Genomic DNA, 24,532 nt, shown 5'->3' with positions numbered 1-24,532 from the left:
CAGGGTCAGTGGTCGTAGGCGGTCAGTGATCGGACGACCGGTGCGCCTGACGTGTGGTTGTGCCGGATGGCGGCAGTCAGCGCGAGGAGCCGTTGCAGGATGCGGACGGCGACGCCGCCGGGCGTGCGCCCACCGTGCTGTTCCAGGTCCAACTGGCCCTTGAGCGTGTCATTGACCGACTCGATCAACTGCCGCAGCGGCTTGAACAGGTGCGATCCGGCCCGCTCGGATTCTCCCTTGCGGGCCGCAGCAGCTCGATGCCCAGGTCCGCCGACTGCCGCTGGAACTCCCGGCCGTAGTAGTTCTGGTCGGCGAGCAAGGTCTGGCCCGGCCTGTCGCGGACGAGCGCGGGCCCGGCCCGGCCCGGCAGCCCGGCGCAGGCGCTTGCTGTGGCCGCTCTGCTGCGGCAGGTACAGGAACAGGTGTCGCAGGTGCGCGTGGCAGTGGCGCAGCCAGCGGGCCCCGGAGACGAAGCCGAGCAGGGCCTGCATCACCGCGAGGGTGACCAGTTCGGCGTCGCCGAGCTTGGGTGTGATGCCAACCCGTGGACGCCACGGGGCCAGGTGCGGTGCTGCTTTCGGCAGGCCGTCGATCTGCACGTGGAGTGCGGTCGCGAGGGTGTCCAGGTCGGTCGTCACCAACTGACTCTGGACACCCTCGCCAGGTTTGCGCAGCCAATTCACCAACGGCCAGTTGGACATGCTGAAGCCCATCGATGCCCGCGTTCATCCACGGCCCGGCAGCCCCTTCAGGCGCGCCGTCTGCTCTTCCTGGACCCGGCGGGCTGTCTCCAGGAAGTCGATGATCACCGCGAGCTGCTCCTCGCCATAGTGCTGGAGCGCCGACTTCCCCGCCTCGCCGAGGGGACCGTACACCTTGCGCTCGGCAGCGCGGGCAGCCTCGGTGGCGGCGACCAAGACCCGCCGCCGGTTGGCGGCGTCCCGGCTGCGGGTGACGAAGCCCGCTCGTTCGAGGCGGTCGATGGCGGTCGTCGTCGCGGCTGGGCTGAGCTTGTGCCGCGGTGGTGAGTTCTCCGGCCGACATCGGGTCCTTGGCCAGGATCAGGTCCAGGCAGCGCAGGTCGGTGCGGTTCAGCCCCAGCAGAGTCGCGGCCGCTTCGTCGAAGGCGTCGAAGCTCTGCTGGAGCATCCTCATCCGCACAACGAGCCGACACGCGCTCGTGCCCGGAACGCTCTCAACTCGGCATGAGCGGCGTCAGCGCCAAGGGCTGCGGCGGAAAGCGATCCGCGCATGGCTCCGCTGCAAGGGCATCAGCCGCCCCTTACCGAGCGGGCCGACCAGGTCCGCGAGCGGGCCCGGCGCGGCAGCCGAGGAGGCCGCCCGCAGCCTTCGACCGCGAGGGGCACAAGCACCGCGATGCGGGCGTGACATGTGACGACGGAACCTGGAGGCGGTTGTCAGGAGCGACGCCCGGTGACGGCCGCGCGGTCGACGGGTCAGCGGCGTTCGTAGGCCGTGAAGGGCTTGCTCCGTGACCCGTACGAATCGTAGCGGGCGCCGATGAGCCGGCCCTCGTACACGAAGAACGTGTCCACCGGATCGTCGTCCTCGGGGAAGCTGCGGACTTCGCGCTGCTCGCCCGTGGCACCGTCGAGGACCCGCAGGCTGAACGAGGAGCTGCGGTCGCCGGAGAAGGACGTCTCGTGGCGTGAGGTGAGGACGGTGATCTTCCCGTCCTGGGGAATGATGTGATAGCCGGTGTCGCCGTCGAGGCGGTCGTCGTCCACGGTGCCGCCCCAGACAGGGTCTCCGGTGGCCAGGTCGAACGCGGTGAGACGGTGGGGGTCGACACGGCTGTTCCGCACCCGGTGGAGGGGCAAGGCGTAGAGCCTGTGGTCGTCCACCGCCGCCGTGAGTCGTCCGGCAAGCTTGATCTCGCCATAGGGACCGCTGAAGTCGATCGGCGGGTTCGGGCGGCCGTTCCCGCCGAAGGAGAAGTAGGCCCCGGACTCGGAGTCGCCCGATGACGAGGCTGCCACGACCACCGGGTCGGCCGAGACGAAGTCCGCGCGGGCGTCCCAGGGGACAGTGCTCCGGCCCCCGAGCGGAGCGGACCACAGCAGCGCGCCGGAAGCCGGGGCGAAGGCGGCCGTGTGCAGCTCGGCGTCGCCGGGGATCTTGTCACCCTCGTACCGCTCGGTGCCGCCGCAGGCGAGGAGAGCTGCGACCTGGCGCTGGGCCACCGCGGCCCGGCGTGGGACGCATCCCTGGGGCACGGCCGCCTTCCAGCGCGGCTTTCCGCTGCGTACCTCCACGGCGTGCAGCTCGTCCTTCGTCAGGAGCACGGCGATCCCGCCACCCGCGGACAGCGGAGAGGGGTCGAGGCCGTGGAGACCGAACTCGCCTGCGGAAAGGGAGAGCTGCCAGAGCTCACGGCCGTTCTTCCCGTCGATCGCGACGGCGGTGGTGCAGAGCTCGCTCTTGGCGGAGGCGGGAGCGCCCTCCCCGTCCCGGGTGAGGATGACGACCGAGCTGTCGGTGTCGGCGGTGGCGTGGCAGACCGCCGAGCGGCCGGGTGGCACGTACTCCCAACTCCGCTTTCCGGTACGGGCGTCGTACCCGCGCACCGTGTCGAAGCGGCTGTGGACCAGCGTGTCGCCGGACAGCCAGGCCCCGTTGCCCTGCTGTTCGGCCTCGCGGTCCACGGGGGTGTCCCAGACGACGCCCAGGTCCTCGGCCTCGGAGGAGCATCCGGCGGCGAGTGCGCAGAGGGCGACCAGGGCCGCCACCGTCGTCGACCGGGTGCGCCTGGTCCGTCTGCCGGACGGCACGTCGTTCACCTGCGCAGTCATGCCTGCTTCCCCCGTGCGTGTCGCCGTCGACGGTCCACAGGACATCCCGCGTTCCTCGGCGGCGATCATCATAGGGAGCCGGTCCGCCCGGGCGGAAGGCGCTCCCCTGCCGGTCGCCCGGCCGCGTGCGGGAAGACACCCCCCGCGCGCTCACCGCTCCATGGCGTCCGTCAGGACCACGCAGGACTCCGGCGGGAGCCGCAGCACGCCCTCGCCGTCCGGGGCCTCGACCGGCTCCCACGCCGCCAGCACCCGCGCCGGAGCGCCCAGCGGCACCTCCGCCGGTTCCTTCGCGAAGTTGACCACGACCCGCAGGTCGCCCCGCCGGTACGCCAGCAGGCGCGCCGACTCGTCGAAGGAGACACGGATCGCCGCCAGGTCCGGATCGGTCAGATCGGGCTGGGCGGCGCGCAGCGCGATCAGCTCGCGGTGCCAGGCCAGCAGCCGCGCGTGCGGGTCCCGCTCCGGCTCCGACCAGTCCAGGCAGGACCGCTCTCGCGTCGCCGGGTCCTGCGGATCGGGGACGTCCTCCTCCGCCCACCCGTGCGCCGCGAACTCCCGCCGGCGGCCGCGCCGTACGGCCTCGGCGAGCCCCGGGTCCGTGTGGTCGGTGAAGAACTGCCAGGGCGTGCCCGCGCCCCACTCCTCGCCCATGAACAGCATCGGCGTGGACGGCCCGGTCAGTACCACCGCCGCCGCGCACGCGAGGAGACCGGGGGAGCAGGAGGCCGACAGCCGGTCGCCGGTGGCACGGTTGCCGATCTGGTCGTGGTTCTGCGCGTACCCCAGGAAGCGGTGGGCGGGCGTCCGCTCGCGGTCGACCGGCCGGCCGTGCGTACGGCCCCGGAAGGTGGAGTACGTGCCGTCGTGGAAGAAGACGTGCTGGACCGTCTTGGCGAGCGCCGCGAGCGGGGCCCGCGCGAAGTCCGCGTAGTAGCCCTGGGCCTCGCCCGTGAGCGCGGTGTGCAGGGCGTGGTGGAAGTCGTCGTTCCACTGGGCGTGCAGGCCGAGGCCGCCCTCCTCCCGCGGTGTGGTCGTCCGCGGATCGCACAGGTCCGACTCGGCGATCAGGAACAGCTCACGGCCCTGCTCGGCGGCGAGCTCGTCCACGGCGGCCGACAGCTCCTCCAGGAACGGCAGCGCCCGCGTGTCGGCGAGCGCGTGCACCGCGTCCAGCCGCAGCCCGTCGATCCGGAAGTCGCGCAGCCAGCCCAGGGCGCTGCCCAGCAGGTACGCCCGGACCTCGTCCGAGCCGGGCGCGTCCAGGTTCACCGCGGCCCCCCACGGGGTGTGGTGCGTGTCGGTGAAGTAGGGGCCGAAGGCCGGCAGGTAATTGCCCGAGGGGCCCAGGTGGTTGTGGACCACGTCCAGCACCACGCCGAGGCCGAGGCCGTGCGCCGTGTCGACGAAGCGCTGCAGCGCCTCCGGCCCCCCGTACGGCTCGTGCACCGCCCACAGCGACACCCCCTCGTACCCCCAGCCGTGACGGCCGGGGAAGGGACAGAGCGGCATCAGCTCCACATGGGTGACGCCCAGGTCGACGAGGTGGGCCAGCCGCCCGGCCGCCGCGTCCAGGGTGCCCTCGCGGGTGTACGTGCCGACGTGCAGCTCGTACAGCACGGCACCGCGCAGTCCGCGCGACGGCGACGGGTGCCGCCACGCGTACGCGCCGAGGTCCACCACGGCGCTCCGCCCGTCGGGGCCGTCCGGCTGGCGGCGCGAGCGCGGATCCGGCAGCACCGGCCCGCCGTCCAGCGCGAACCCGTACCGCGCGCCCGGACCCGCCTCGGCCTCGACGGTCCACCAGCCGTCCCGCTGCGCATCGCGCGCCATGGGGTGCAGGGCACCTTCCACATGGAGCTCGACCCGTTCCTCCGCCTCAGGCGCCCATACGTCGAACAGCACTGGCGATCCCCTCGTCGTCGTCCCCCGGTACTCCCATCCTGGCAAGATCCAGAACGGGAAGCACGACACTTGGCCGAACGCCCCGGTCGCGTCGCGGTCGGTGCACCCCCGCACGCGCCGGACACCGAGCCCCGGCCCCGCACGTTCCAAGACCGTACCAACGGGGTCCGACAACGGAGCCCTGTCTGGACACCCCGGGCCGCCCGGGCGGACAATCGCCCCTGTGACGTCGTCCTTCGAGTTCCAGCCGTACCCCGCCCGGCCGACCGACGCCGAACGGGACCGTGCGCTGGGGATGCTCCGTGAGGGCGCCGCGCAGGGCATGCTCTCGCACGACACGTTCCTGCGGCGCATGGAACTGGTCCTGACCGCCCGCCGTGCCGACGAACTGGCCGCGCTCACCGCCGACCTGCCCTCCGACGGCCGGTGGGTCGATCGGGTGTTCGGCGCCGTCGAGCGGATGTCCCGCTTCACCGCGCGGCTGGGGCGGGCGTGGCAGGCGGAGCGGCTGCCGAAGCTGCTGCTGCCCGAGCCCGGCCCCACTCCACTGCGCATAGGCCGCGACCCGGCCAACGGGCTGCGGCTCAGCCACGAGACGGTCTCCCGCATGCACGCCGAACTGCGGCTCCAGGACGGCCTGTGGGTGCTGCGGGACCTCGGCTCCACCAACGGCACCACCGTCAACGGCCGTCGCGTCACCGGCACGGTCGCCGTCCAGGACGGCGACCTGGTGACGTTCGGGCGGATGGGGTTCCGCCTCACCGCGCGCTCAGCCCGCTGACCCCGGCTCCGCCTGCTGATCCCGCGTCAGCAGCGCCACCGGCCGCTCGGCGAACAACTCCTCCAGCTCCACGGCCCCGCCGAACCCCGTCCCGGAGGAGGTGTCCAGGGCGTCGTACCACCGCCCCGGCGGCAGCCGCAGCGTCGTGCCGGCCCAGCCCCCGCCCTCCGCCAGCCGCAGCGACAGCCGGGTCACCGCGGTGACCACCCGCCCGGAGCGGCAGAACGCCACGCAGTGCCCCGCCGCCGGACCCGACGCGACCAGCGGCTCGTACGTCCCCGCCGCGCCGAACACCTCCGGGAGACGGCGCCGCAGCCCCAGCGCCGCCCGCGTGAGTGCCGTCTTCTCGTCGGGCGGGCCCTCCCGGAACGGATCGCGGTTGTCCGGGTCGACCAGCGCCCGGTACTCCCGCTCGGAGCCCTGGTAGACGTCCGGCACGCCCGGCATGGTCAGGTGGACCAGCGCCGCGCCCAGTACGTTGGCCCGGACGCAGGGGTCCAGTTCACGCGCCAGCAGGTCCACCGTGTACTGCGGCGGCCCGGCGGGACCCGCGGCCGTGAAGTCCGCGACGGCCTGCTCGTAGGCCGGGTCGGGCTCCGTCCAGCCGGTGTGCAGCCCCGCCTCCCGCACGGACTTCAGCAGGGCCTGCCCCAGTCGTTCCGGACCGGCCGGCCCGAGGCCGAAAGCCGTCTGCCACCCCACCCACGCCAGCTGTCCGTCCGGGGCGGGCACCGCCGTCCTCCCGGCCACGTCGTCGAGGAGCTTCGCCCACCGCTGCGGGCACTCGGACAGCACCGCGATCCGCGCCCGCACGTCCGCGCTGCGCTTGGTGTCGTGCGTGGACAGCACCGTTCCGGTGGCCGGCCAGTCGCGGGCGAGGCGGGCGCAGTACGCGTGGAAGTCGTCCGGCCCCACGGCCGGCCTGCCCGGCTCGCCGCCCACCTCGTTCGCCGATACCAGGGGCGTGTACCGGTAGAAGGCCGTGTCCTCCACGGACTTGGCCCGCAGCGCCGACGACGTCTGCGCGAACCGGGTGCGGAACGCGCGGTGGTCCGGCCCGTCCCCGAGCCGCCCCAGCGCCAGGTCGCGCACGACGTCCACCGCGTCGGCCTCCTCCGGGACCGTGAAGGTCTCCCTGGCCTCGCGGGCCGCCTCCGCGCTCAGCACGTCCTCGGCTCCGGTCCCGTACGGCCGGTAGACCGGCACCCGGATGAGCAGCTCCCGGACCGCCGCGCGCAGAGCCCAGGGGGCGTGGTCGCGCAGCGCCGGGTCGGCGGCGCAGATCCGGCCGGCCGTCCGGGTCAGGAAGGCCACCTCCGCGGCGAGCGCGTGCGTCACCACCTTGTAGGCGGCGCGGCGCGCCGTGGGCTCCCAGTGGCCGCCCCGGTCGCCGGCCGGGTTCGCGTACCGCCGGTACAGATCCGCCATCTCCGCCGCGCCGGCCGGGTCGACGAAGAGCCCGTCGACGCGGTACAGCGCGTCGTACCCCGTGGTGCCCGCCACCGGCCAGGACGCGGGCAGCCGCTCGTCACCGGTGAGGATCTTCTCGACGACCGTCCAGCACGCCCCGCCGGTCGCCTCCGCCAGCTCCCGCAGATAGCCCTCCGGGTCCGCGAGGCCGTCCGGATGGTCGATCCGCAGCCCCTCGACCACCCCGTCCCGCACCAGCTCCAGGATCTTGGCGTGGGTCGCGGCGAAGACCTCAGGGTCCTCCACCCGCACCCCGATGAGGTCCGAGATGGTGAAGAACCGCCGGTAGTTGAGCTCCGTGCGCGCCAGCCGCCACCACCCGAGCCGGTACCACTGGGCGTCCAGCAGCTCCGGCAGCGCCAGGCCCTCCGTACCGGGCCGCAGGGGGAACCGCTGCTCCCCGTAGTGCAGTGCGCCGTCCTCGACGCGCATCCGGGCCAGCTCGTCGCCGATCCGCCCGCCCAGGACCGGCAGCAGTACCTTGCCGCCGCCCGCCGTCCAGTCGATGTCGAACCAGCGGGCGTACGGGGACGCCGGACCCTCCCGCAGTACCTCCCACAGTGCTCGGTTGTGGCGCGGCGCGGCGGCCATGTGGTTGGGGACCAGGTCCACCACCAGGCCGAGGCCGTGCGCGCGGGCGGTGCGCGCGAGGGCCCGCAGCCCCTCCTCGCCGCCCAGCTCCTCCCGCACCCGGCTGTGGTCGGTGACGTCGTACCCGTGCGTCGAGCCGGGTACCGCTTCCAGGACGGGCGACAGGTGGAGGTGCGACACCCCGAGCGAGGCGAGGTACGGCACCGCTTCCCCGGCTGCCGGGAAGGGGAAGTCCGGCTGGATCTGGAGCCGATAGGTCGAGTTGGGCGTCATGCGAACGTACGTACCCGCTTGGGCGGCTTCCGTGTCATCACTTCATGCGATTTACGCCTGTCGCTACGTCGCGTTCGCATGGTGTTCGGCGGGACCGGGGACAGCAGCGGGGGGCGTGCGCGGCCCGTCCGGCCCGTCCGCGCACGCCCCCGCCCCGCCTCCGTGCCCCGCCTCCCGCCTAACCGGGACGGCGCAGGACCGTCAGGCTGCGGCCGATCAGCGTGAGCCGGTCGCCGGCCGCCACCTTCGCGCCCTGTCCGGGCTCGATGCCCTCGGGGACGGCCGTGTCGACCACCACCTGCCACTGGCGCCCGTGGTTCACCGGAACGACGAACTCCAGATCCTCGGCGCTGGCGTTGAACATCAGCAGGAACGAGTCGTCCGCGATGCGCTCCCCGCGCGGGCCCGGCTCGGAGATCGCGCTCCCGTTCAGGAACACCGACAGGGCCTTCGCGTGCGCCGCCTGCCAGTCCCGTACGCCCATCTCCTCACCCTCCGGGGTGAACCAGGAGATGTCCGACAGCTCGTCGTGCGTACCCTCCACCGGCCGCCCGTGGAAGAAGCGGCGCCGCCGGAAGACCGGGTGGTCGCGCCGCAGCCACACCATCGAACGGGTGAACTCCAGCAGCGACCTGGCCTCGTCCGCGTCCTGGTCGGGCCAGTGCACCCAGGCGATCTCGTTGTCCTGGCAGTACGCGTTGTTGTTGCCGCCCTGGGTGCGCCCGAACTCGTCGCCGTGGCTCAGCATCGGCACGCCCTGCGACAGCATCAGGGTGGCGATGAAGTTGCGCATCTGCCGCATCCGCAGCTCGCGCACGCCCTCGTCGTCGGTGTCGCCCTCCGTGCCGCAGTTCCACGAGCGGTTGTAGCTCTCGCCGTCGCGGTTGCCCTCGCCGTTCGCCTCGTTGTGCTTGTCGTTGTACGAGACCAGGTCGCGCAGCGTGAAGCCGTCGTGGCAGGTCACGAAGTTCACCGAGGCGAGGGGGCGCCGCCCGTCGTCCTGGTACAGGTCCGAGGAGCCGGTGAGCCGCGAGGCGAACTCGGCGAGTGTGCGCGGCTCGCCCCGCCACAGGTCGCGCACGGTGTCCCGGTACTTGCCGTTCCACTCGGTCCACAGGGGCGGGAAGTTGCCCACCTGGTAGCCGCCCTCGCCGACGTCCCACGGCTCCGCGATCAGCTTGACCTGGCTGACCACCGGGTCCTGCTGCACCAGGTCGAAGAAGGACGACAGCCGGTCCACCTCGTGGAACTGGCGGGCGAGGGTCGCCGCCAGGTCGAAGCGGAATCCGTCGACGTGCATCTCCGTCACCCAGTACCGCAGCGAGTCCATGATCAGCTGCAGCACGTGCGGCGACCGCATGAGCAGCGAGTTCCCGGTTCCGGTGGTGTCCATGTAGTACCGGGGATTGTCGGCGAGGCGGTAGTACGAGGCGTTGTCCAGGCCCCGGAAGGAGAGTGTCGGGCCCAGGTGGTTGCCCTCGGCGGTGTGGTTGTAGACCACGTCCAGGATGACCTCGATGCCCGCCTGGTGCAGCGCGCGCACCGCCGACTTGAACTCCAGCACCTGCTGGCCCCGGTCTCCCCAGGACGCGTACGCGTTGTGGGGGGCGAAGAAGCCGATGGTGTTGTAGCCCCAGTAGTTCGCCAGGCCCGTGTCCACCAGCCGGTGGTCGTTGACGAACTGGTGGACCGGCATCAATTCGAGCGCCGTCACCCCCAGTTCGGTCAGGTGCTCGATCACCGCCGGATGGGCGAGGCCCGCGTACGTCCCGCGCAGCTCGTCCGGCAGGGCCGGATGGAGCATCGTCAGGCCCTTGACGTGGGCCTCGTAGATCACGGTCCGGTGGTAGTCCGTACGGGGCGGGCGGTCGTCGCCCCAGTCGAAGTAGGGGTTGACCACGACGGAGGCCATCATGTGCGGCGCCGAGTCGAGGTCGTTGCGGGAGTCCGGTCTGCCGAAGTGGTAGCCGTACACCGCCTCACCCCAGTCGACGGCGCCGGCGACCGCCCGCGCGTACGGGTCGAGGAGCAGTTTCGCGGAGTTGCAGCGCTGCCCGTGCTCCGGCGCGTACGGCCCGTGGACCCGGAACCCGTACCGCTGCCCCGGCATCACGCCGGGCAGGTACGCGTGCCGTACGAACGCGTCGGTCTCGCGCAGTTCCACCGCGGTTTCTGAGCCGTCGTCGTGCAGAAGGCACAACTCGACCCGGTCGGCGGCCTCGGAGAAGACCGCGAAGTTGGTTCCGGCGCCGTCGTACGTGGCGCCGAGCGGATACGCCTGTCCCGGCCAGACCTGCATAGATAAGACTCTTCCACTTCTGATCCGGGTTCTGGGGGTTGTTCGAGCCAGATCCTCCACGAAAGTGGCGCGAGCTCCTAGGACTGAGGTGCCCGTGTCCGGCCACCCTCGGCCATCCTCCGCCGCCCGCCCGGTTGCCCCGGTCAACCTCGCGTTCCGGCGCGTCGCCCGGGGTGCCGGGGCCCGCCGGCGGGCCGCGCGGAGCGGCGCCGGGGGCCGGACGGAGCCGCCGCAGGGGCGCAGCCATTATGAATCCGCTCACTCCGCCGCATACCGGTGACGGGAACGGCCCGGCGCATCAAGCAGGTTGGCGAAGGAGCCTGTGCATCCGGCTGCACCGCCTCCCGCTCCCGGAGTACCCTTCCTTGATCGTTGAAGACGGGTGTCCGGAGGACTGAAGGCGGTGCGCGGGTGAGCTCGGGAGGGCTGGAGCTGCCCCCAGGTGACGCAGGTCATGAGGGGGACTCCACTGACCCCGCTGATGTCCCGCCCGGCGCGGTCTCACTCGCCCGGCCGATGGAGATCGGTGCGGAGCTGGACTGGGACGCGGAGGCCTGGAGCGAGGTGCGCACCCGCGCCCAGCGGGCCGGGCGCGCGTACATCTGGCTGAATCTGGTCGAACAGCGGCTGCGGGCCGTGGTGGCCGCCGTGCTGCGGCCCATCTACGAGCCGGTCCACGGCGAGGACTGGGTGGTGGCCGCGGCCGGCCCCGCCGGACAGGAGTGGGTGCAGCGGGCCGTCGCCGTACGGGAGGTGTCGCGGCGCAAGGGCTACCTCCTGGACCCCGCCGACGACAATGTGCTCAGCTTCCTCACCCTGCCCCAGCTGCGCGAGCTGATGGTCCAGCACTGGCCCTGCTTCGAGCCCTACTTCGACGACCGGCGCGAGGTGGAGCTGGCCCTGGACGAGCTGGAGGTCACCCGCAACGTGGTCTCCCGCAACCGTGCCCTGTCGCGTACCGTGCTCGACCAGTCGGAACGGGCCTCCGCACGTCTGCTGGAGATCCTGGGGGGAGGCGCGGGCGTGCCGTCCGCGCACCGGCTGCCGGTCGACGCGGTGGAGGACCTCGTCGGGGACCGGTACGCGGACGTGGTCTCCGTCCACCCCGACCGGGTGCGGCTGCAGCGGCAGCTGCCCGCCGAGGACCTCTTCGGCGGGGCGCGGCGCCTCGACGCGATCGGCATAGGCCTGAACCTGCTGGTGCAGAACTTCTCCGGGCGGCGGCTGGTGCGGCTCGCCGAGTCCGGCTGCCGGATACGGCTGCTCTTCCTCAATCCAGCCAGTAGCGCCGTGAAACGGCGCGAAAGGGAACTCGGGATCAAAAAGGGTGAATTGAGCCGCTCTGTGGAGATGAACATCCTCCACATGCGACGCGTCCGCTCCCGGCTGCGCGACCCCGGCGCCTTCGAGATCCAGGTCTTCGACGAGACCCCCCGCTTCACCGCCTATCTGGTGGACGGGGACGGACCGGACGGCGTTGCCGTCGTGCAGAGCTATCTGCGCCGGGCCCGCGGGATGGAGGCGCCGGTGCTGGTGCTGCGCGGCGGCAGACGGCCGGTCGTCACCTCGGGACCCGAACCCGACCACGGGCTGTTCGAGACGTACCGCGAGGAGTTCGAGTCGGTGTGGGCCGACTCCCGGCCGGTCTCGTGAGCCCCGTCCCGGCGTGCGGGACCGATTGTCAGTGGTGCGTGCGAAGGTGAAGAGCCAACGGGGGAGTGCACCGAACGGGGGGCGCACCACCGCACCACAAGGAGGTTCAGCATGGGCTGGCACGGGGAGACGCTGGTCGGCTTCGACCTGGAGACGACGGGCACGGAGCCGCTCGAAGCGCGCATCGTGACGGCCGCGGTCATCGAGGTACGGGGCGGGGAGACGGTGGTGCGCCGCGAGTGGCTGGCCGATCCGGGCATCCTCATCCCCGCGCAGGCCTCGGCGATCCACGGCATCAGCAGCGAGCGCGCCGCGGCCGAGGGCCGCCCCGCCCGGGAGGTCGCCGACGAGCTCGCCGGCACCCTCGTCGGGTACTGGGAGCGCGGCGTGCCGGTCGTCGCCTACAACGCCGCCTTCGACCTGACGCTGCTCACGGCGGAGTTGCGGCGCCACGGGCTGCCGGGCCTGAGCGAGCGGCTGGGCGGCGCGGCGATCGGGCCGGTCGTCGACCCGTACACCATCGACCGGGCCGTCGACCGCTACCGGCGGGGCAAGCGGAACCTGGAGGCGGTGTGCGGCGAGTACGGCGTCGTGCTCGACGGCGCGCACCAGGCGGCCGCCGACGCGCTCGCCGCGGTCCAGGTGGCCCGTGCCATAGCCGAGCGGCACGCCTCGGTCGGCGCGCTGACGGCGGGGGAGCTGCACGAGCGGCAGATCGGGTGGTACGCGCAGTGGGCCGCCGACTTCCAGAGCTTCCTGCGCCGCAAGGGCACCCCGGACGCGGTCATAGACCCGGCCTGGCCCCTGCGTGAGCTGACGCCCGCGGTGACCCAGGCAGCCGGCTGAGGCCGCGTCAGGCTCCCCGGGTGCCCACCGGGAGCCGTCCCTCGCCCGGTCCTCGTCCCGTCCGGTACCGGCCCCCGGCCTGTGCCGACGCCCGGCACTCGGCGAGGAAGTCGAGCAGCAGCCCGTTCACACGCTCCGGCGCCTCCAGCGGCAGCCAGTGCCCGGCGTTCTCCACCCGCTCGTAGCGCCACGGACCGTCGACGTGCTTCTCCGTGCCGGTCATCGACTGTTCGGTGAGCAACCGGTCGCCCGAGCTCCCCACGCCCAGGACCGGACCCGGCAGCGGCGGCAGCGGCACCGGAGGGCCGCAGAGCGCCTCGGGCGGCAGGCCCGCGCGGTACACCGCCAGTGCGGCGGTCAGTGCGCCCGGTTCCCGCATCCGCTCCACAACCTCCTCGGCGTCCGGATGCTCCGCCAGTATCTCCCGCAGGTTCGCGACGTCGTCGTGGGACAGCCACTCCTCGGCGAGCCCCGCGAGCTGGAACAGCAGCACGTACCAGGAGCGCTCGCGCTGCTCCCAGCCGCCGACAGCAGCCGCCCAGGTGCCCCGCCGACAGCAGGGACAGGCCGGCTGCCCGCTCCGGGGCGGTCCTCGCCAGGCCCTGCACGACGGCGGATCCCCAGTCGTGCCCGACCAGGTGAGCGCGCTCGATCCCCAGCCGGTCGAGCAGCTCCAGCAGATCGGCCACGGAGCGGTCGGGGGCGTACGCCGCGGTGTCCACCGGGCGGCCGGAGCCGCCGAACCCGCGCAGGTCGGGGCGATCGTGCGGTACCCGGCGGCGTTCAGCGCCGCCACCTGGGGGCGCGGAGCGCATGGGTGTCGGGGAAGCCGTGCACCAGCAGGACAGCCTCACCGCCGGTCCCGCTGTCCCGCACCTCGAGCGTGACGTCACCGGTCTCCATGCGCATCTCGGTCCTCCTGCGGCGGACGGGCAGGGAGCTCCACGACGTCAGAACGGGTACCAGCGCACCGCCGGGTCGCCGTCGCGCAGGGAGGCCACCCGGCGGCGGAACTCGGCGAGCGCCTTCGGGTTCGTGGGGGCGTGCTGCGCCACCCACGCGCAGCTCGCGGTCTCGCGGGCGCCGCGCAGCACGGCACAGCCCTCCCACGCGCGCACGTCCCACCCGTACGCCGCGGTGAACGCGTCGTAGGCCGCCGGGTCGAGTCCGTACCTGTCCCGGGAGAGCGCCAGCACCACCAGATCGTGCTCCCTGAGGTCCGAGGAGAACGTCTCCAGGTCGACCAGGACGGGCCCGTCCGGGCCGATGTGGACGTTGCGGGGCAGCGCGTCGCCGTGGAGAGGGCCCGGCGTCAGGTGCGGGGTGAGCGCGGCGGCCGCCGCGGCGAAGCCGTCGCGCCGTTCCCGCAGGAACGCCGCGTCCGCCGGGTCGATCGCCTCGCCCGCGAGGCGCAGCCAGCGCTCCACACCGCCCAGCAGGTCCCGGCGCGGCAGCGCGAAGGACGGCTCGGGCAGGGCGTGGACGCGGCGCAGCAGCGGGGCCAGGTCCCGCGGCTCGGCCGGGCGCACGGCAGCGGGCAGCCGGTGCCACACGGTCACCGGGTGGCCGTCCACCAGCCGCGGCTTGGGCTCGGCGGCCCGGACGGCCGGGATGCCGGACTCCTCCAGCCAGGCGGCGACGGCCACCTCCCGCTCGGCGCGCTCCAGCAGCTCCGCGCCGCGGCCGACCTTGACGACCAGGTCGCCGGCGGCGAAGACCGCGTTCTCGCCGAGGGCCAGCAGTGCCGCCCCGGAGCGCACCGGCTCCACCCCGGCGGCGGCCAGGACCTCCCGCGCCCGCGCCTCGTCCATCGCGTCCCTCCGCACACACGTGTCCGTCAGCCCATCCGGCCAAGTCTCCCATCCGCGCACGGCTGCTTGACGAACCGACGACCCGTCAGGACGATGACGCCAGGCCGGCTCACCTTGACAAAGGGGGCGATTCCTTGACATCGGCAACCGCAGTGCGGGGGACCGGCGGGAAGGCCGGCGGGCCCCCGGGCCGGCCGGTGCGGCGGCCCGAGCGGCTGCCGGTGGACCACGGGGCGTGGTTCCTCGTGCTGCCCGCCCTGCTGCCCATCCTGGTGCTCAGTGTCGGCCCGCTGCTGTACGGCATCGCGCTGGCCTTCACGGACGCCCAGTCGGGGCGCACCACGTCCACCCGGTGGATCGGCACGCTCAATTTCCAGGACCTGGCGCACGACACGCTGTTCTGGGAGTCCTTCCGCATCGGCCTGCTCTGGGCGGCCGGTGTCACCGTCCCGCAGTTCGTCCTGGCGCTGGGCCTGGCGCTGCTGCTGAACCAGGACCTCCGTCTCCGCTGGCCGGTACGGGCCCTGGCCATCATCCCCTGGGCCATGCCCGAGGTGGTCGTCGGCATCATGTGGCGGCTCGTCTACCACCCCGACGCCGGCGTCCTCAACGAGACCCTGCGCGATCTGGGCCTCGGCGGCGGGCACGCCTGGCTCACCGGACTCGCCACCGCCCTGCCCGCCGTGATCGTCGTCGGCGTCTGGGCGGGCATGCCGCAGACCACCGTGGCGCTGCTGGCCGGGCTCCAGAACACCCCGCAGGAACTGCACGAGGCCGCGGCACTGGACGGCGCGGGCGCGTGGCGCCGGTTCCGTACCGTCACCTGGCCCGCGCTCAAGCCGGTCGCCCTCGCCATCACGGCGCTCAACTTCATCTGGAACTTCAACGCCTTCGCCCTGGTGTACGTGCTGACCAGCGGCGGGCCCGGCGGGCGCACCCGGCTGCCGATGCTCTTCGCCTACGAGGAGGCCTTCCGGTACGGCCAGTTCGGCTACGCGGCGGCGATGGGCTGCGTGATGGTCGCCGTGATCTCCGTACTCCTCGCCCTGTACCTGGTGGGACGACTGAAAGGAGGCGGGGACCGGTGAGCGGTGTCCGCACCGGGCCGCGCGCCCGCGGGCCGGCCCGGGCCGGCCAGTACCTGGCCCTCCTCGGGTACCTGGCCTTCCTCGCCTTCCCGTTCCTCTGGCTGGTCTCCACCGCCTTCAAGCCCGCCCGGGAGCTCGCCTCCCTGCACCCCGCCTGGATCCCCGACGAGCCCACCCTCGCCAACTTCCGCCAGGCCTTCGGTGAACAGCCGCTGCTCGGCGCCGCGGCCAACAGCCTGGTGGCGGCGGCGAGCGCGGCGCTGATCGCCGTCGTCGTCGCGACCCCCATGGCCTATGTGACGGCGCGGCGCCGGGGGAGGCTGTCCGCCGCCGCCGGCGCGTGGGTCGTGGTCAGCCAGGCGTTCCCGTTCGTCCTGGTGATCATCCCGCTGTTCCTGGTCCTGAAGAACCTGCATCTGATCAACACGCTGTCCGGGCTGGTCATGGTGTACGTCGTGTGGTCGCTGCCGTTCGCGCTGTGGATGCTCATGGGGTACGTACGGGCCGTCCCGGCCGAGCTGGAGGAGGCCGCGGCGGTCGACGGCGCGGGCCGGCTCCGTACGCTCCTGTCGGTCACCGCGCCGCTGCTCGCGCCCGGTATCGCCGCCACCGCGCTCTTCGCCTTCATCACCGCATGGAACGAGTTCTTCTTCGCGCTCGTCCTGCTCAAGACCCCGGAGAAGCAGACCTTGCCGGTCGTCCTCACCCATTTCCTGGGCGCGGAGGGCGTCGCGGACCTCGGCCCGCTCGCCGCGGCCGCGTTCCTCGCCACGCTTCCGTCGCTGGTCGTCTTCGCGCTCATCCAGAAGTGGATCACGGGCGGCATGCTCGCCGGGGCGGTGAAGTCCTGATGCGCGCCGCCCGCTTCGCCGCCGTGGCCGCCGCCTTCGCCCTGCTGCTCCCCGGCACCGGATGCTCCGGCGACGGGGGCGGGGGGCAGGACGGCCGGACCGTCCTGCGCTTCCAGTCGCTCGCCTGGCAGAAGGAGTCCGTCGATGCCAACAAGGAGCTCGTCGCGGAGTGGAACGCCGCCCACCCCGACATCCGGGTGCAGTACGTGCAGGGCAGCTGGGACAGCGTCCACGACCAGCTCCTCACCTCCTTCGAGGGCGGCGAGGCGCCCGACATCATCCATGACGCCTCCGACGACCTCGCCGACTTCGCCCACGGGGGCCACCTCGCCGATCTGCGCGGCCTGCTGTCCGCCCGGCTGAAGGCCGACATCCCCGAGCACAGCTGGCGGACCACCACCTTCGGGGAGGGCGTGTACGGCGTGCCGTTCCTCCAGGAGCCGCGCGTCGTCATCGCCGACAAGAGGGTGCTGGAGAAGTCCGGGGTCCGCATCCCGACCCCGGAGGAGCCGTGGACGTGGCCGGAGTTCCGGCACGCCGCGCGCCGGATGCAGGCCGTGATGGGGAAGGGGGCCCACGCCGTCGCCTGGCCGCTGAAGGAGCCCGTCTCCGTCTCGCTCAACCTCGGGCTCTCGGCGGGCGGCCGCCTCTTCCACCAGGGGGACGACGGCAAGGTCCGCATCCGGTTCACGGACGGCGACGCCGTGGTGCCCCGGACCGTCCGCGAGCAGATCGGCACCGACGGCACCGCGTCCCGCTCCACCCTCGGCATGGGCGGCTCCGACACGCTGCCCGGTCTCTTCGGCGGCCGGTACGCGATGGTCCCGCTCGGCTTCTCGTACCGCCAGCAGATCGTGCAGCAGGCACCCGAGGACTTCGCCTGGACGGTGCTGCCCGCACCCGCGGGCGAGGAGGGCCTCGCCCAGGGCGTCAGCCCGCAGACCCTCTCGATCGCCGAGGCCAGCCCGTACAAGAAGGAGGCCGCACGGTTCCTCGACTTCCTGCTCCAGCCGCGCAACATGGTCCGCCTCGCGCGCGGCGACTGGATGCTGCCGACCGGGAAGCGGGCGCTCGCCGATCCGTCGCTGCGCACGACCGAACACGGCTGGGCGACCGGCGTGGCGCTGGCCGGGCACCTGCGCCCCGCTCCGGCGCAGTCCGTGCGGGGCTACCCGGAGTGGAAGGACAAGGTCGCCACACCGGCGTTCCAGGAGTACTACAGCGGTGCCATCGACGCCGGCGAACTGGAGGAGCGGCTGGTCGAGGACGGGAACCTGGTGCTCGCCCGCTATCAGCGCTGACGCTCGACGGAATATTGATTGCACGAGACGTCTCGTCTCGTTAGCCTCGGATCATGACCACAGCAGACCGTGCCCATATCGCCATGTTCTCCATCGCCGCCCATGGGCACGTGAACCCGAGCCTCGACGTCATCCGGGAGCTCGTCGCCCGCGGGCACCGCGTCAGCTACGCGATCCCCGCCTCTTTCGCCGACAAGGTCGCCGCCACCGGCGCGGAACCGGTGATCTACACCTCGACCCTGCCGACGGACGACGACCCGGATGCGTGGGGGACGGAGCTGATCGACAACATCGAGCCGTTCCTGAGCGATGCCGTCCAGGTGCTGCCACAGCTCGCGGCGGCGTTCGAGGGCGACGAACCCGACCTCGTCCTGCACGACATCACCGCCTACCCGGCGCCCGTCCTCGCCCACCGGTGGGGTGTCCCCGCCGTATCCCTCTGGCCGAACCTGGTGCCCTGGGAGGGGTACGAGGAAGAGGTCCTCGACCCGATGTACGCGGACCTCAAGGCATCCGAGCGCGGCAGGGCGTACTACGCGCGCTTCGAGGCGTGGCTCGCGGAGAACGGCATCGACACCCACCCCGACCGGCTGATCGCCCGGCCGCGCAAGGCCGTCGTGCTGATCCCCAAGGCGCTCCAGCCGAACGCGGACCGCGTGGACGAGTCCGTCTACGCCTTCGTCGGCGCCTGTCAGGGCGACCGCGCCGAACAGGGGGAGTGGCGGCGTCCGCCCGGCGCCGGGAAGGTGCTGCTCGTCTCGCTCGGCTCCACCTTCACCAAGCAGCCCGGCTTCTACCGCGAGTGCGTCGAGGCGTTCGGCGACCTGCCCGGGTGGCACGTCGTGCTCCAGATCGGCAAGCACGTCGATCCCGCCGAGCTCGGCGACGTGCCCGGGAACATCGAGGTCCACGACTGGGTGCCCCAGCCGGCGATCCTGCGCAAGGCCGACGCCTTCATCACGCACGCGGGCGCGGGCGGCTGCCAGGAGGGCCTCGCCACGGGGACGCCGATGGTCGCCGTACCGCAGGCGGTCGACCAGTTCGGCAACGCCGGGATGCTGGCGTCGCTCGGCGTCGCGCGCCACCTCCCGAGGGAGGAGGCCACCGCCGACGCCCTGCGCACGGCCGTCCTGGAACTGACCGCCGACCCCGAGGTCGCCCGGAGGTCGGCGGAGCTGCGGCTGCGGATGGCCGCCGAGGGCGGTACCCGGCGTGCGGCGGACCTCATCGAGGCGGAGCTCAGGCTCGTACGGCCGACTGCTTGAGCAGTGCGAGCAGTTCGGTGGCGACCGACGCGGAGGAGGCCGGGTTCTGCCCGGTGACCAGGTTCCGGTCGACCACCACGTTCGGGGCCCACGGCTCGCCCTCCTGGAAGTCCGCGCCCGCCGCGACGAGCCGGTCCTGCAGCAGCCACGGCGCCTTGTCGGCGAGCCCGGCCTGGGTCTCCTCGGCGTTGGTGAAGCCCGTCAGCCGGTACCCGGCGAACGCGTTCGAGCCGTCCTCCGCGACCGCGGCGAGCAGGGCGGCCGGGCCGTGGCAGACGACTCCGAGCGGCGTGCCGGAGCGCAGGGCGAGGGTGAGCAGCCGGCCGGAGCCGGCGTCGACGGCGAGGTCCTCCATCGGGCCGTGGCCGCCGGGGTAGAAGACGGCCGCGTAGTCGTCGAGGGAGACGTCCTCCAGGGCGATCGGGCTGCGCAGTTCGTCCATGGCGGCGAGGGCCCCGGCGATCCGGTCGGCGTTCTCCTGGCCGCCGTTGGCCTCGGCCGTCAGGCTGCCGGCGTCCGCCTGCGGCACGACGCCGCCGGGCGTGGCGACCACGATCTCGTGGCCCGCCGCCCTGAAGGCCTCGTACGGGGCGACGGCCTCCTCGGCCCAGAAGCCGGTGGGGTGCTCGGTGCCGTCCGTGAGCGTCCAGTGGGTGGCGCCCGTCATCACGAAAAGGATCTTCGACATGGTGTTCCTCCGGGGGAGCGGGCCCCCGCCGGGCCCGGGTCGGTGGTGCGGTTACGTCCTCGACGGTAGGCCGATCCGCCATAGGGATCCAATGGAACAGCCAATGGCAGCCATCGGGAATCGCATGGGTCGACCGGCGGCCCGTCCCATCGGGAGACCGTAGACTCCGGCGCGTGATCCATAGGAATCCCGATGGCCCTGCCCCCATGGCGCAGCCGGATCTCAATCTGCTGCGCACTTTCCTCGCCGTCCACCGCTCCGGTTCCTTCACCGCGGCCGCCCAGCTGCTCGGGCTCTCCCAGCCCACGGTGACCACCCAGATCCGCACCCTGGAACGCCAGACGGGACGCGAGCTGTTCGAGCGGCTGCCGCGCGGGGTGCGCCCGACCCCGGTCGCCGACGAGCTCGCCGCCCGCGTCGCGGCCCCCCTCGACGCGCTCGCCGCCGCCACGGGGCCCGGCGTCCCCGACGAGAGCCGCGCCGCTCCCGTCCACCTCGCCGGGCCCGCCGAGCTGCTGTGCACCCGCGCCCTGCCCGCCCTGGCCCCGCTCGTCGCCGACGGGGTGCAGCTGCGCGTGGCCACCGGGCTGACCGACGCGCTCCTCGACGAGCTCCGGGCCGGCCGCCACGACCTGGTCGTCTCCACCCACCGCCCGCGCGGCCGGACGCTGGTGGCGGTGCCGCTGGCGGACGAGGAGTTCGTCCTGGTGGCGGCACCCTCCTGGGCCGAGCGCCTCGCCCCCCGCCTGGCGGCCGAAGGCGCCGCCGCGCTGCACGCCGCGCCACTGGTCACGTACGCCGAGGACCTGCCCATCGCGCGCCGCTACTGGCGCCACGTCTTCGGCGGGCGCCTCACGCGCCGGGCCGCCGTGACCGTGCCCGACCTGCGCGGCGTCCTGGCCGCGGTCGTCGCCGGGGCCGGCTTCACCGTGCTGCCGCGCTACCTGTGCCAGGACGAGCTCGCCGACGGCACCCTCGTCGCCCTCCACGAGCCGGACGACCCGCCCATCAACACCGGTTACCTCGTCCAGCGGCCCGGCGCCCCGGACAACCCCCACGTGGACCGGGTGCGCGCCCGGCTCCTCGAGGCGGGCCCCACCTGGTGATCCAACGCCCTTCCGGCTTGGGCGGGTTGACGCCGTTTTCGTATTACGAAGACTTGTTGAGTAAGTCACAGGCGTATGAAGGTCTTGATCTGGGCGCGTCAATCGGCAAGGGTTTCGGACCAGGCCCCGGAGATCTTCCGTCCGGAGGCCGATCCCCCCACAAAAAGATGACGAGGAGCTCCCTCTTCATGACAACTCACCAGCGCGCCCGCGGACTTCAGCTCGCAGCAGCCATAGCCGCGGTCGCCACCGTGACCGTCCTCAGCCCCGCTCACGCCGGTGCGGCCCCCGCACCCGCGGAAGGCACCGTTCACGGCCTGGGCGCCGAAGGTGCCGTCGCCGGCAGCTACATCGTCCTGCTGGACGAAAAGGCGGACAAGGCCGAGCTCGCCGAGCAGTACGGCGGCGAACTCGAACGCAGCTACACCTCGGCCGTCAACGGCTTCTCGGCGAGCGGGCTTTCGCAGACGGAGGCCAAGCGCCTCGCCGCCGACCCGGCCGTATCCAAGGTCGTGCAGAACAAGAAGTTCACCATCAGCGCCACCCAGGCGAACCCTCCGTCCTGGGGTCTCGACCGCGTGGACCAGGCCGACACGGCCGGCGACAGCTCGTACACCTACCCCGACTCCGGGGGTGAGGGCGTCACCGCGTACGTCATCGACACCGGCGTGCGCGTCACCCACAAGGACTTCGAGGGCCGCGCCGTCTCCGGCTTCGACGCCGTCGACAACGACAACGATGCCACCGACGGCAACGGCCACGGCACGCACGTCGCCGGCACCATCGCAGGCGCCGCGCACGGCGTGGCCAAGAAGGCCAGGATCGTCGCCGTGCGCGTCCTCGACGACAACGGCTCCGGCACCACCGAGCAGGTCGTCGCGGGCATCGACTGGGTCACCAAGAACCACCAGGGTCCCTCCGTCGCCAACATGAGTCTCGGTGGCGGCGCCGACGAGGCCCTGGACGAGGCCGTCCGCAAGGCGATCGCCTCCGGCGTCACCTTCGGCGTCGCCGCCGGCAACGAGTCCCAGGACGCCGGCCAGGGCTCCCCGTCACGCGTCCAGGAGGCCATCACCGTGGCCTCGTCCACCAAGGACGACCAGCAGTCGGACTTCTCCAACTTCGGCGCGGCGGTGGACCTCTACGCGCCGGGGTCCGACATCACCTCGACGTGGAACGACAGCGACGGGGGCACCAAGACCATCTCCGGTACCTCCATGGCGACGCCCCATGTCGTCGGTGCCGCCGCCGTCTACCTGGCGGGCCACAAGGACGCCACCCCGGAGCAGGTCGCCAAGGCGCTGACCGATGGTGCCACGGCCGACCGGATCAGCAACCCGGGCCAGGGCACGGCCAACAAGCTGCTGAAGATCGTCGAGTAGCGGCCCGGGCCTCATGACCGGCGGCCGCCGTGCCCTCCCCCACGGGGCGCGGCGGCCGCCTTATGGTGTGACCATGACCAACAGGTACGCCGTGCTGCTGCGCGGCATCAACGTGGGCGGCCACAAGAAGGTCCCGATGGCGCAGCTGCGCGCGCTGCTCACGGAGCTGGGGCACGGCGACGCACAGACCTACCTCCAGAGCGGCAACGCGGTCTTCACCGCCGCGGCCGGCACCGGGGCCGGGGACGAGCGGGCGCTCGGCGCCGAGCTGGAGCAGGCCATCGAGAAGCACTTCGGTTTCCGTGTCGACTGCCTGGTGCGCAGCGGCCCGTACCTGAGCGCCGTCGCCGACGCCTGCCCCTTCCCCGCCGCCGAGCTGGAGGGCAAGCAGCTCCACGTCACCTTCTTCTCCGAGCCCGTCGGCCCCGAGCGCTACGCCTCGCTCGACCAGGGTGCCTTCCTCCCCGAGGAGTTCAGGCTCGGCGACCGGGCCCTGTACCTCTACGCGCCCGACGGGCTGGGCCGCTCCAAGCTCGCCGAGGCGCTCGCCCGCCCGGCCCTGAACAAGGGCATCGTCGGCACCACCCGCAACTGGAACACCGTCGTCAAACTGGTGGAGATGACCCGTGACTGACCACACCCCCGCCGTGGCGGCGGCCGTCCACCAGGGCACGCCGTTCAGCGAGGACCGCTGAGCTCCTCCAGCCGGGCGAGGTCGTCCGCGTCGAGCTGCACGGACGCGGCGTCCAGGTTCTCCTCCAGATGCGCCAGGGAGCCGGTCCCCGGCGTGGGCAGCAGCACCGGTGAGCGGTGCAGCAGCCATGCCAGCGCGATCTGCCCCCGGGTCGCGCCGTGCTGCGTGGCGACCGCGTCCAGCTCCGCCGCCGCGGAACCGGTCAGCGCCCCGTTCGCCAGCGGGAACCAGGGCAGGAACGCCAGCCCGTGCGCCTCGCACGCCTTCAGCACGTCCTCCGACGCCCGGTCGAGCAGGTTGAAGCGGTTCTGCACCGAGACCACCGGCGCCAGCGCCAGCGCCTGCTCCAGCTGGGCCACGGACACCGTGTCCAGGCCGATGTGCCGGATCTTCCCCTCGCGTCGCAGCTCCATGAGCGTGCCGAGCTGGTCCGCCACCGGGACCTCGGGGTCCAGCCGGTGCAGCTGGTAGAGGTCGATCGTCCCGGTCCGCAGCCGGCGCAGGCTCGCCTCGCACATCGCGCGCAACTGCTCGGGGCGCCCCGCGATGTGCCAGGCGCTGTCGCTGGTGCGCACCACCCCGCCCTTGGTCGCCACCACCAGACCCTCCGGGTACGGGTGCAGCGCCTCGGCCACCAGCTCCTCGGCGAGGTCGGGGCCGTAGTTGTCGGCCGTGTCGACGAGCGTGACGCCTCGCTCCACCGCGCGCCGCAGCACCGCCACCGCGTCCGCCCGCGCACCGCGCGGCCCCCAGTAGCCGGGCCCGGTCAACTGCGCCGTACCGAAGCCCAGCCGGCGTACCGTCAGGTCGCCGCCGAGCACGAAGGTGTCCGTGGTCATGGGCCCGACTCTACCGGCGCGCCCCGCCCGCACCGGGCCCTACGCCGCGGCCACCCGCTCGCCGGGCCGCGCCCCGTCGTACCGCTCAAGCAGCAGCCGCGCCAGTTCCGGGGACGGCCCGAGGACGCCGGCGAGGACGTCCGCCCCGGCCGCGCCCTCGGCGATCCGGTCCGGCAGGCGGCCGGGCGCGATCACGTACGGCGCGACCGCCACGCGGGCGGCCCCGTCGGCGCGCAGCGCCCGTACCGCGTCGGCGGTCCGGGGAAGAGATGCGGAGGCGAACGCAGGCCGCACGGCACACCAACCAGTGCGCCGCAGCTCCCGCGCCGTTTCAGCGATCACTGCGATCGCCTCCGGGTCCGTGGAACCCGCCGAGGCCAGGACGACCCCGGTCGAGCCCTTGTCGGCGGGCGACAGGCCCGCCTCGTACAACCGCCGCTCCACCGCCGCGAGCAGCAGCGGCGACGGTCCCAGCACGTCCGCCTGCCGGATGCGCAGCGACGGAGGAGCCTCCCGCAGCACGGCCGGGATGTCGGCCTTGGCGTGGAAGGCGCGGGTCAGGAGCAGGGGGAGGGCGACCACGTCGCGGACCCCCTCCGCCGCCAGCCGCTCCAGCACCGCAGGCACCGCCGGGACGTTGAAGTCCAGGAACGCCGTCTCCACCCGCAGCCCCGGCCGCAGCGCGGCCGCCGCGCCCACCAGGGCGTGGACGGTCGCGGCGTGCCGCGGGTCCCGGCTGCCGTGGGCGATGACCACAAGCACGGGCGCGAAGCGCTTCCCCGACAGGGCGGTGGCGGGCGACGGAAGGGCGGGCGCGAAGCGCTTCCCCGAAAGGGCGGTGGCGGGTGACGGGAGGGCGGGACGGTTCATGGTGCG

The 24,532-nt window shown here is 73.0% G+C and carries 20 protein-coding genes and 4 pseudogenes; 10 read left to right on the top strand and 14 right to left on the bottom strand.

Annotated elements, in window-relative coordinates; genetic code table 11:
• Window positions 1-5: 5 nt before the first annotated feature.
• The 5 genes and pseudogenes from IH00_RS42800 to treZ all read right to left on the bottom strand — a co-directional run bounded on the left by IH00_RS42800 (window position 6) and on the right by treZ (window position 4,718).
• A pseudogene (locus tag IH00_RS42800) lies at window positions 6-638 on the bottom strand (hypothetical protein).
• Between the two features lie 87 nt (window positions 639-725).
• A complete protein-coding gene (locus IH00_RS44150) occupies window positions 726-875 on the bottom strand; it encodes a hypothetical protein (RefSeq protein WP_234334892.1) in 150 nt (49 codons plus the stop codon).
• 30 nt (window positions 876-905) lie between these two features.
• Window positions 906-1,001 (bottom strand): annotated as a pseudogene (locus IH00_RS45455) (MarR family transcriptional regulator); the annotation flags it as partial.
• A 456-nt stretch (window positions 1,002-1,457) separates the two neighbouring features.
• Window positions 1,458-2,813: an outer membrane protein assembly factor BamB family protein gene (locus tag IH00_RS0119470; RefSeq protein WP_031075290.1), complete on the bottom strand. Its 1,356-nt coding sequence runs from the start codon at window positions 2,811-2,813 to the stop codon at window positions 1,458-1,460.
• 150 nt (window positions 2,814-2,963) lie between these two features.
• On the bottom strand, window positions 2,964-4,718 hold the full coding sequence (gene treZ, locus IH00_RS0119465) for a malto-oligosyltrehalose trehalohydrolase (RefSeq protein ID WP_031075288.1): 1,755 nt from the start codon (window positions 4,716-4,718) through the stop codon (window positions 2,964-2,966).
• 223 nt (window positions 4,719-4,941) lie between these two features.
• Here treZ and IH00_RS0119460 point away from each other — a divergent pair, with 223 nt between their 5' ends.
• Window positions 4,942-5,499: a DUF1707 and FHA domain-containing protein gene (locus IH00_RS0119460; protein WP_031075286.1), complete on the top strand. Its 558-nt coding sequence runs from the start codon at window positions 4,942-4,944 to the stop codon at window positions 5,497-5,499.
• Here the strand turns inward: IH00_RS0119460 and treY are convergent.
• Window positions 5,488-7,833: a malto-oligosyltrehalose synthase gene (gene treY / locus IH00_RS0119455; RefSeq protein WP_031075284.1), complete on the bottom strand. Its 2,346-nt coding sequence runs from the start codon at window positions 7,831-7,833 to the stop codon at window positions 5,488-5,490. The genes IH00_RS0119460 and treY overlap by 12 nt on opposite strands.
• A gap of 178 nt (window positions 7,834-8,011) precedes the next feature.
• The gene (gene glgX, locus IH00_RS0119450) at window positions 8,012-10,132 is read right to left on the bottom strand and encodes a glycogen debranching protein GlgX (RefSeq protein ID WP_031075283.1); all 2,121 of its coding nucleotides are present in this window, start codon (window positions 10,130-10,132) and stop codon (window positions 8,012-8,014) included.
• 411 nt (window positions 10,133-10,543) lie between these two features.
• On the opposite strand from glgX, the gene IH00_RS0119445 reads away from it, so the two are divergent.
• Window positions 10,544-11,785: an SAV2148 family HEPN domain-containing protein gene (locus IH00_RS0119445; protein ID WP_078887844.1), complete on the top strand. Its 1,242-nt coding sequence runs from the start codon at window positions 10,544-10,546 to the stop codon at window positions 11,783-11,785.
• 111 nt (window positions 11,786-11,896) lie between these two features.
• The gene (locus IH00_RS0119440) at window positions 11,897-12,631 is read left to right on the top strand and encodes a 3'-5' exonuclease (RefSeq protein ID WP_031075278.1); all 735 of its coding nucleotides are present in this window, start codon (window positions 11,897-11,899) and stop codon (window positions 12,629-12,631) included.
• A 7-nt stretch (window positions 12,632-12,638) separates the two neighbouring features.
• Here the strand turns inward: IH00_RS0119440 and IH00_RS44145 are convergent, their stop codons facing one another.
• The 4 genes and pseudogenes from IH00_RS44145 to IH00_RS0119430 all read right to left on the bottom strand — a co-directional run bounded on the left by IH00_RS44145 (window position 12,639) and on the right by IH00_RS0119430 (window position 14,442).
• Window positions 12,639-13,124, bottom strand: coding sequence for an alpha/beta fold hydrolase (locus IH00_RS44145; protein WP_063835407.1), 486 nt, complete (start codon window positions 13,122-13,124; stop codon window positions 12,639-12,641).
• 115 nt (window positions 13,125-13,239) lie between these two features.
• A pseudogene (locus IH00_RS44140) lies at window positions 13,240-13,446 on the bottom strand (alpha/beta fold hydrolase); the annotation flags it as partial.
• Window positions 13,415-13,540: a hypothetical protein gene (locus IH00_RS45075; protein WP_267882581.1), complete on the bottom strand. Its 126-nt coding sequence runs from the start codon at window positions 13,538-13,540 to the stop codon at window positions 13,415-13,417. The pseudogene IH00_RS44140 and the gene IH00_RS45075, both read right to left, overlap by 32 nt.
• A 41-nt stretch (window positions 13,541-13,581) precedes the next feature.
• Window positions 13,582-14,442, bottom strand: coding sequence for a phosphotransferase enzyme family protein (locus tag IH00_RS0119430; RefSeq protein WP_031075277.1), 861 nt, complete (start codon window positions 14,440-14,442; stop codon window positions 13,582-13,584).
• A gap of 134 nt (window positions 14,443-14,576) precedes the next feature.
• On the opposite strand from IH00_RS0119430, the gene IH00_RS0119425 reads away from it, so the two are divergent.
• The 4 genes and pseudogenes from IH00_RS0119425 to mgt all read left to right on the top strand — a co-directional run bounded on the left by IH00_RS0119425 (window position 14,577) and on the right by mgt (window position 18,947).
• On the top strand, window positions 14,577-15,530 hold the full coding sequence (locus IH00_RS0119425) for a carbohydrate ABC transporter permease (protein ID WP_031075275.1): 954 nt from the start codon (window positions 14,577-14,579) through the stop codon (window positions 15,528-15,530).
• A complete protein-coding gene (locus IH00_RS0119420; RefSeq protein ID WP_031075272.1) occupies window positions 15,527-16,381 on the top strand; it encodes a carbohydrate ABC transporter permease in 855 nt (284 codons plus the stop codon). The genes IH00_RS0119425 and IH00_RS0119420 overlap by 4 nt, the downstream gene beginning before the upstream one ends.
• Window positions 16,381-17,682: an ABC transporter substrate-binding protein gene (locus IH00_RS0119415; protein WP_031075271.1), complete on the top strand. Its 1,302-nt coding sequence runs from the start codon at window positions 16,381-16,383 to the stop codon at window positions 17,680-17,682. The genes IH00_RS0119420 and IH00_RS0119415 overlap by 1 nt, the downstream gene beginning before the upstream one ends.
• 18 nt (window positions 17,683-17,700) lie before the next feature.
• A pseudogene (mgt, locus tag IH00_RS0119410) lies at window positions 17,701-18,947 on the top strand (macrolide-inactivating glycosyltransferase).
• On the opposite strand, the gene IH00_RS0119405 reads toward mgt, so the two are convergent.
• On the bottom strand, window positions 18,922-19,635 hold the full coding sequence (locus IH00_RS0119405; RefSeq protein ID WP_031075268.1) for a type 1 glutamine amidotransferase domain-containing protein: 714 nt from the start codon (window positions 19,633-19,635) through the stop codon (window positions 18,922-18,924). The pseudogene mgt and the gene IH00_RS0119405 sit on opposite strands and share 26 nt — an antisense overlap.
• Before the next feature lie 206 nt (window positions 19,636-19,841).
• Between IH00_RS0119405 and IH00_RS0119400 the strand changes: the two genes are divergently transcribed.
• The 3 genes from IH00_RS0119400 to IH00_RS0119390 all read left to right on the top strand — a co-directional run bounded on the left by IH00_RS0119400 (window position 19,842) and on the right by IH00_RS0119390 (window position 22,757).
• Window positions 19,842-20,741: a LysR family transcriptional regulator gene (locus IH00_RS0119400; RefSeq protein WP_039947192.1), complete on the top strand. Its 900-nt coding sequence runs from the start codon at window positions 19,842-19,844 to the stop codon at window positions 20,739-20,741.
• A 188-nt stretch (window positions 20,742-20,929) separates the two neighbouring features.
• Window positions 20,930-22,123, top strand: a complete 1,194-nt coding sequence (locus IH00_RS0119395) for a S8 family peptidase (protein WP_031075264.1) — start codon at window positions 20,930-20,932, stop codon at window positions 22,121-22,123.
• A 73-nt stretch (window positions 22,124-22,196) separates the two neighbouring features.
• Window positions 22,197-22,757 (top strand): DUF1697 domain-containing protein, encoded by a 561-nt coding sequence (locus IH00_RS0119390; RefSeq protein WP_031075262.1) that lies wholly within the window; start codon window positions 22,197-22,199, stop codon window positions 22,755-22,757.
• 44 nt (window positions 22,758-22,801) lie between these two features.
• On the opposite strand, the gene IH00_RS0119385 is transcribed toward IH00_RS0119390, so the two are convergent.
• Window positions 22,802-23,656, bottom strand: a complete 855-nt coding sequence (locus IH00_RS0119385; protein ID WP_031075260.1) for an aldo/keto reductase — start codon at window positions 23,654-23,656, stop codon at window positions 22,802-22,804.
• Window positions 23,657-23,695: 39 nt separating this feature from the next.
• Window positions 23,696-24,526 (bottom strand): sirohydrochlorin chelatase, encoded by an 831-nt coding sequence (locus IH00_RS0119380; protein ID WP_078887843.1) that lies wholly within the window; start codon window positions 24,524-24,526, stop codon window positions 23,696-23,698.
• Window positions 24,527-24,532: the final 6 nt, after the last annotated feature.

It is taken from the genome of Streptomyces sp. NRRL S-118, from assembly GCF_000716335.1.
In the GTDB taxonomy this organism is placed as follows: domain Bacteria; phylum Actinomycetota; class Actinomycetes; order Streptomycetales; family Streptomycetaceae; genus Streptomyces.
Note: the sequence above shows the minus strand (reverse complement) of the source record. Positions and strands in the feature narration are given on the sequence as shown.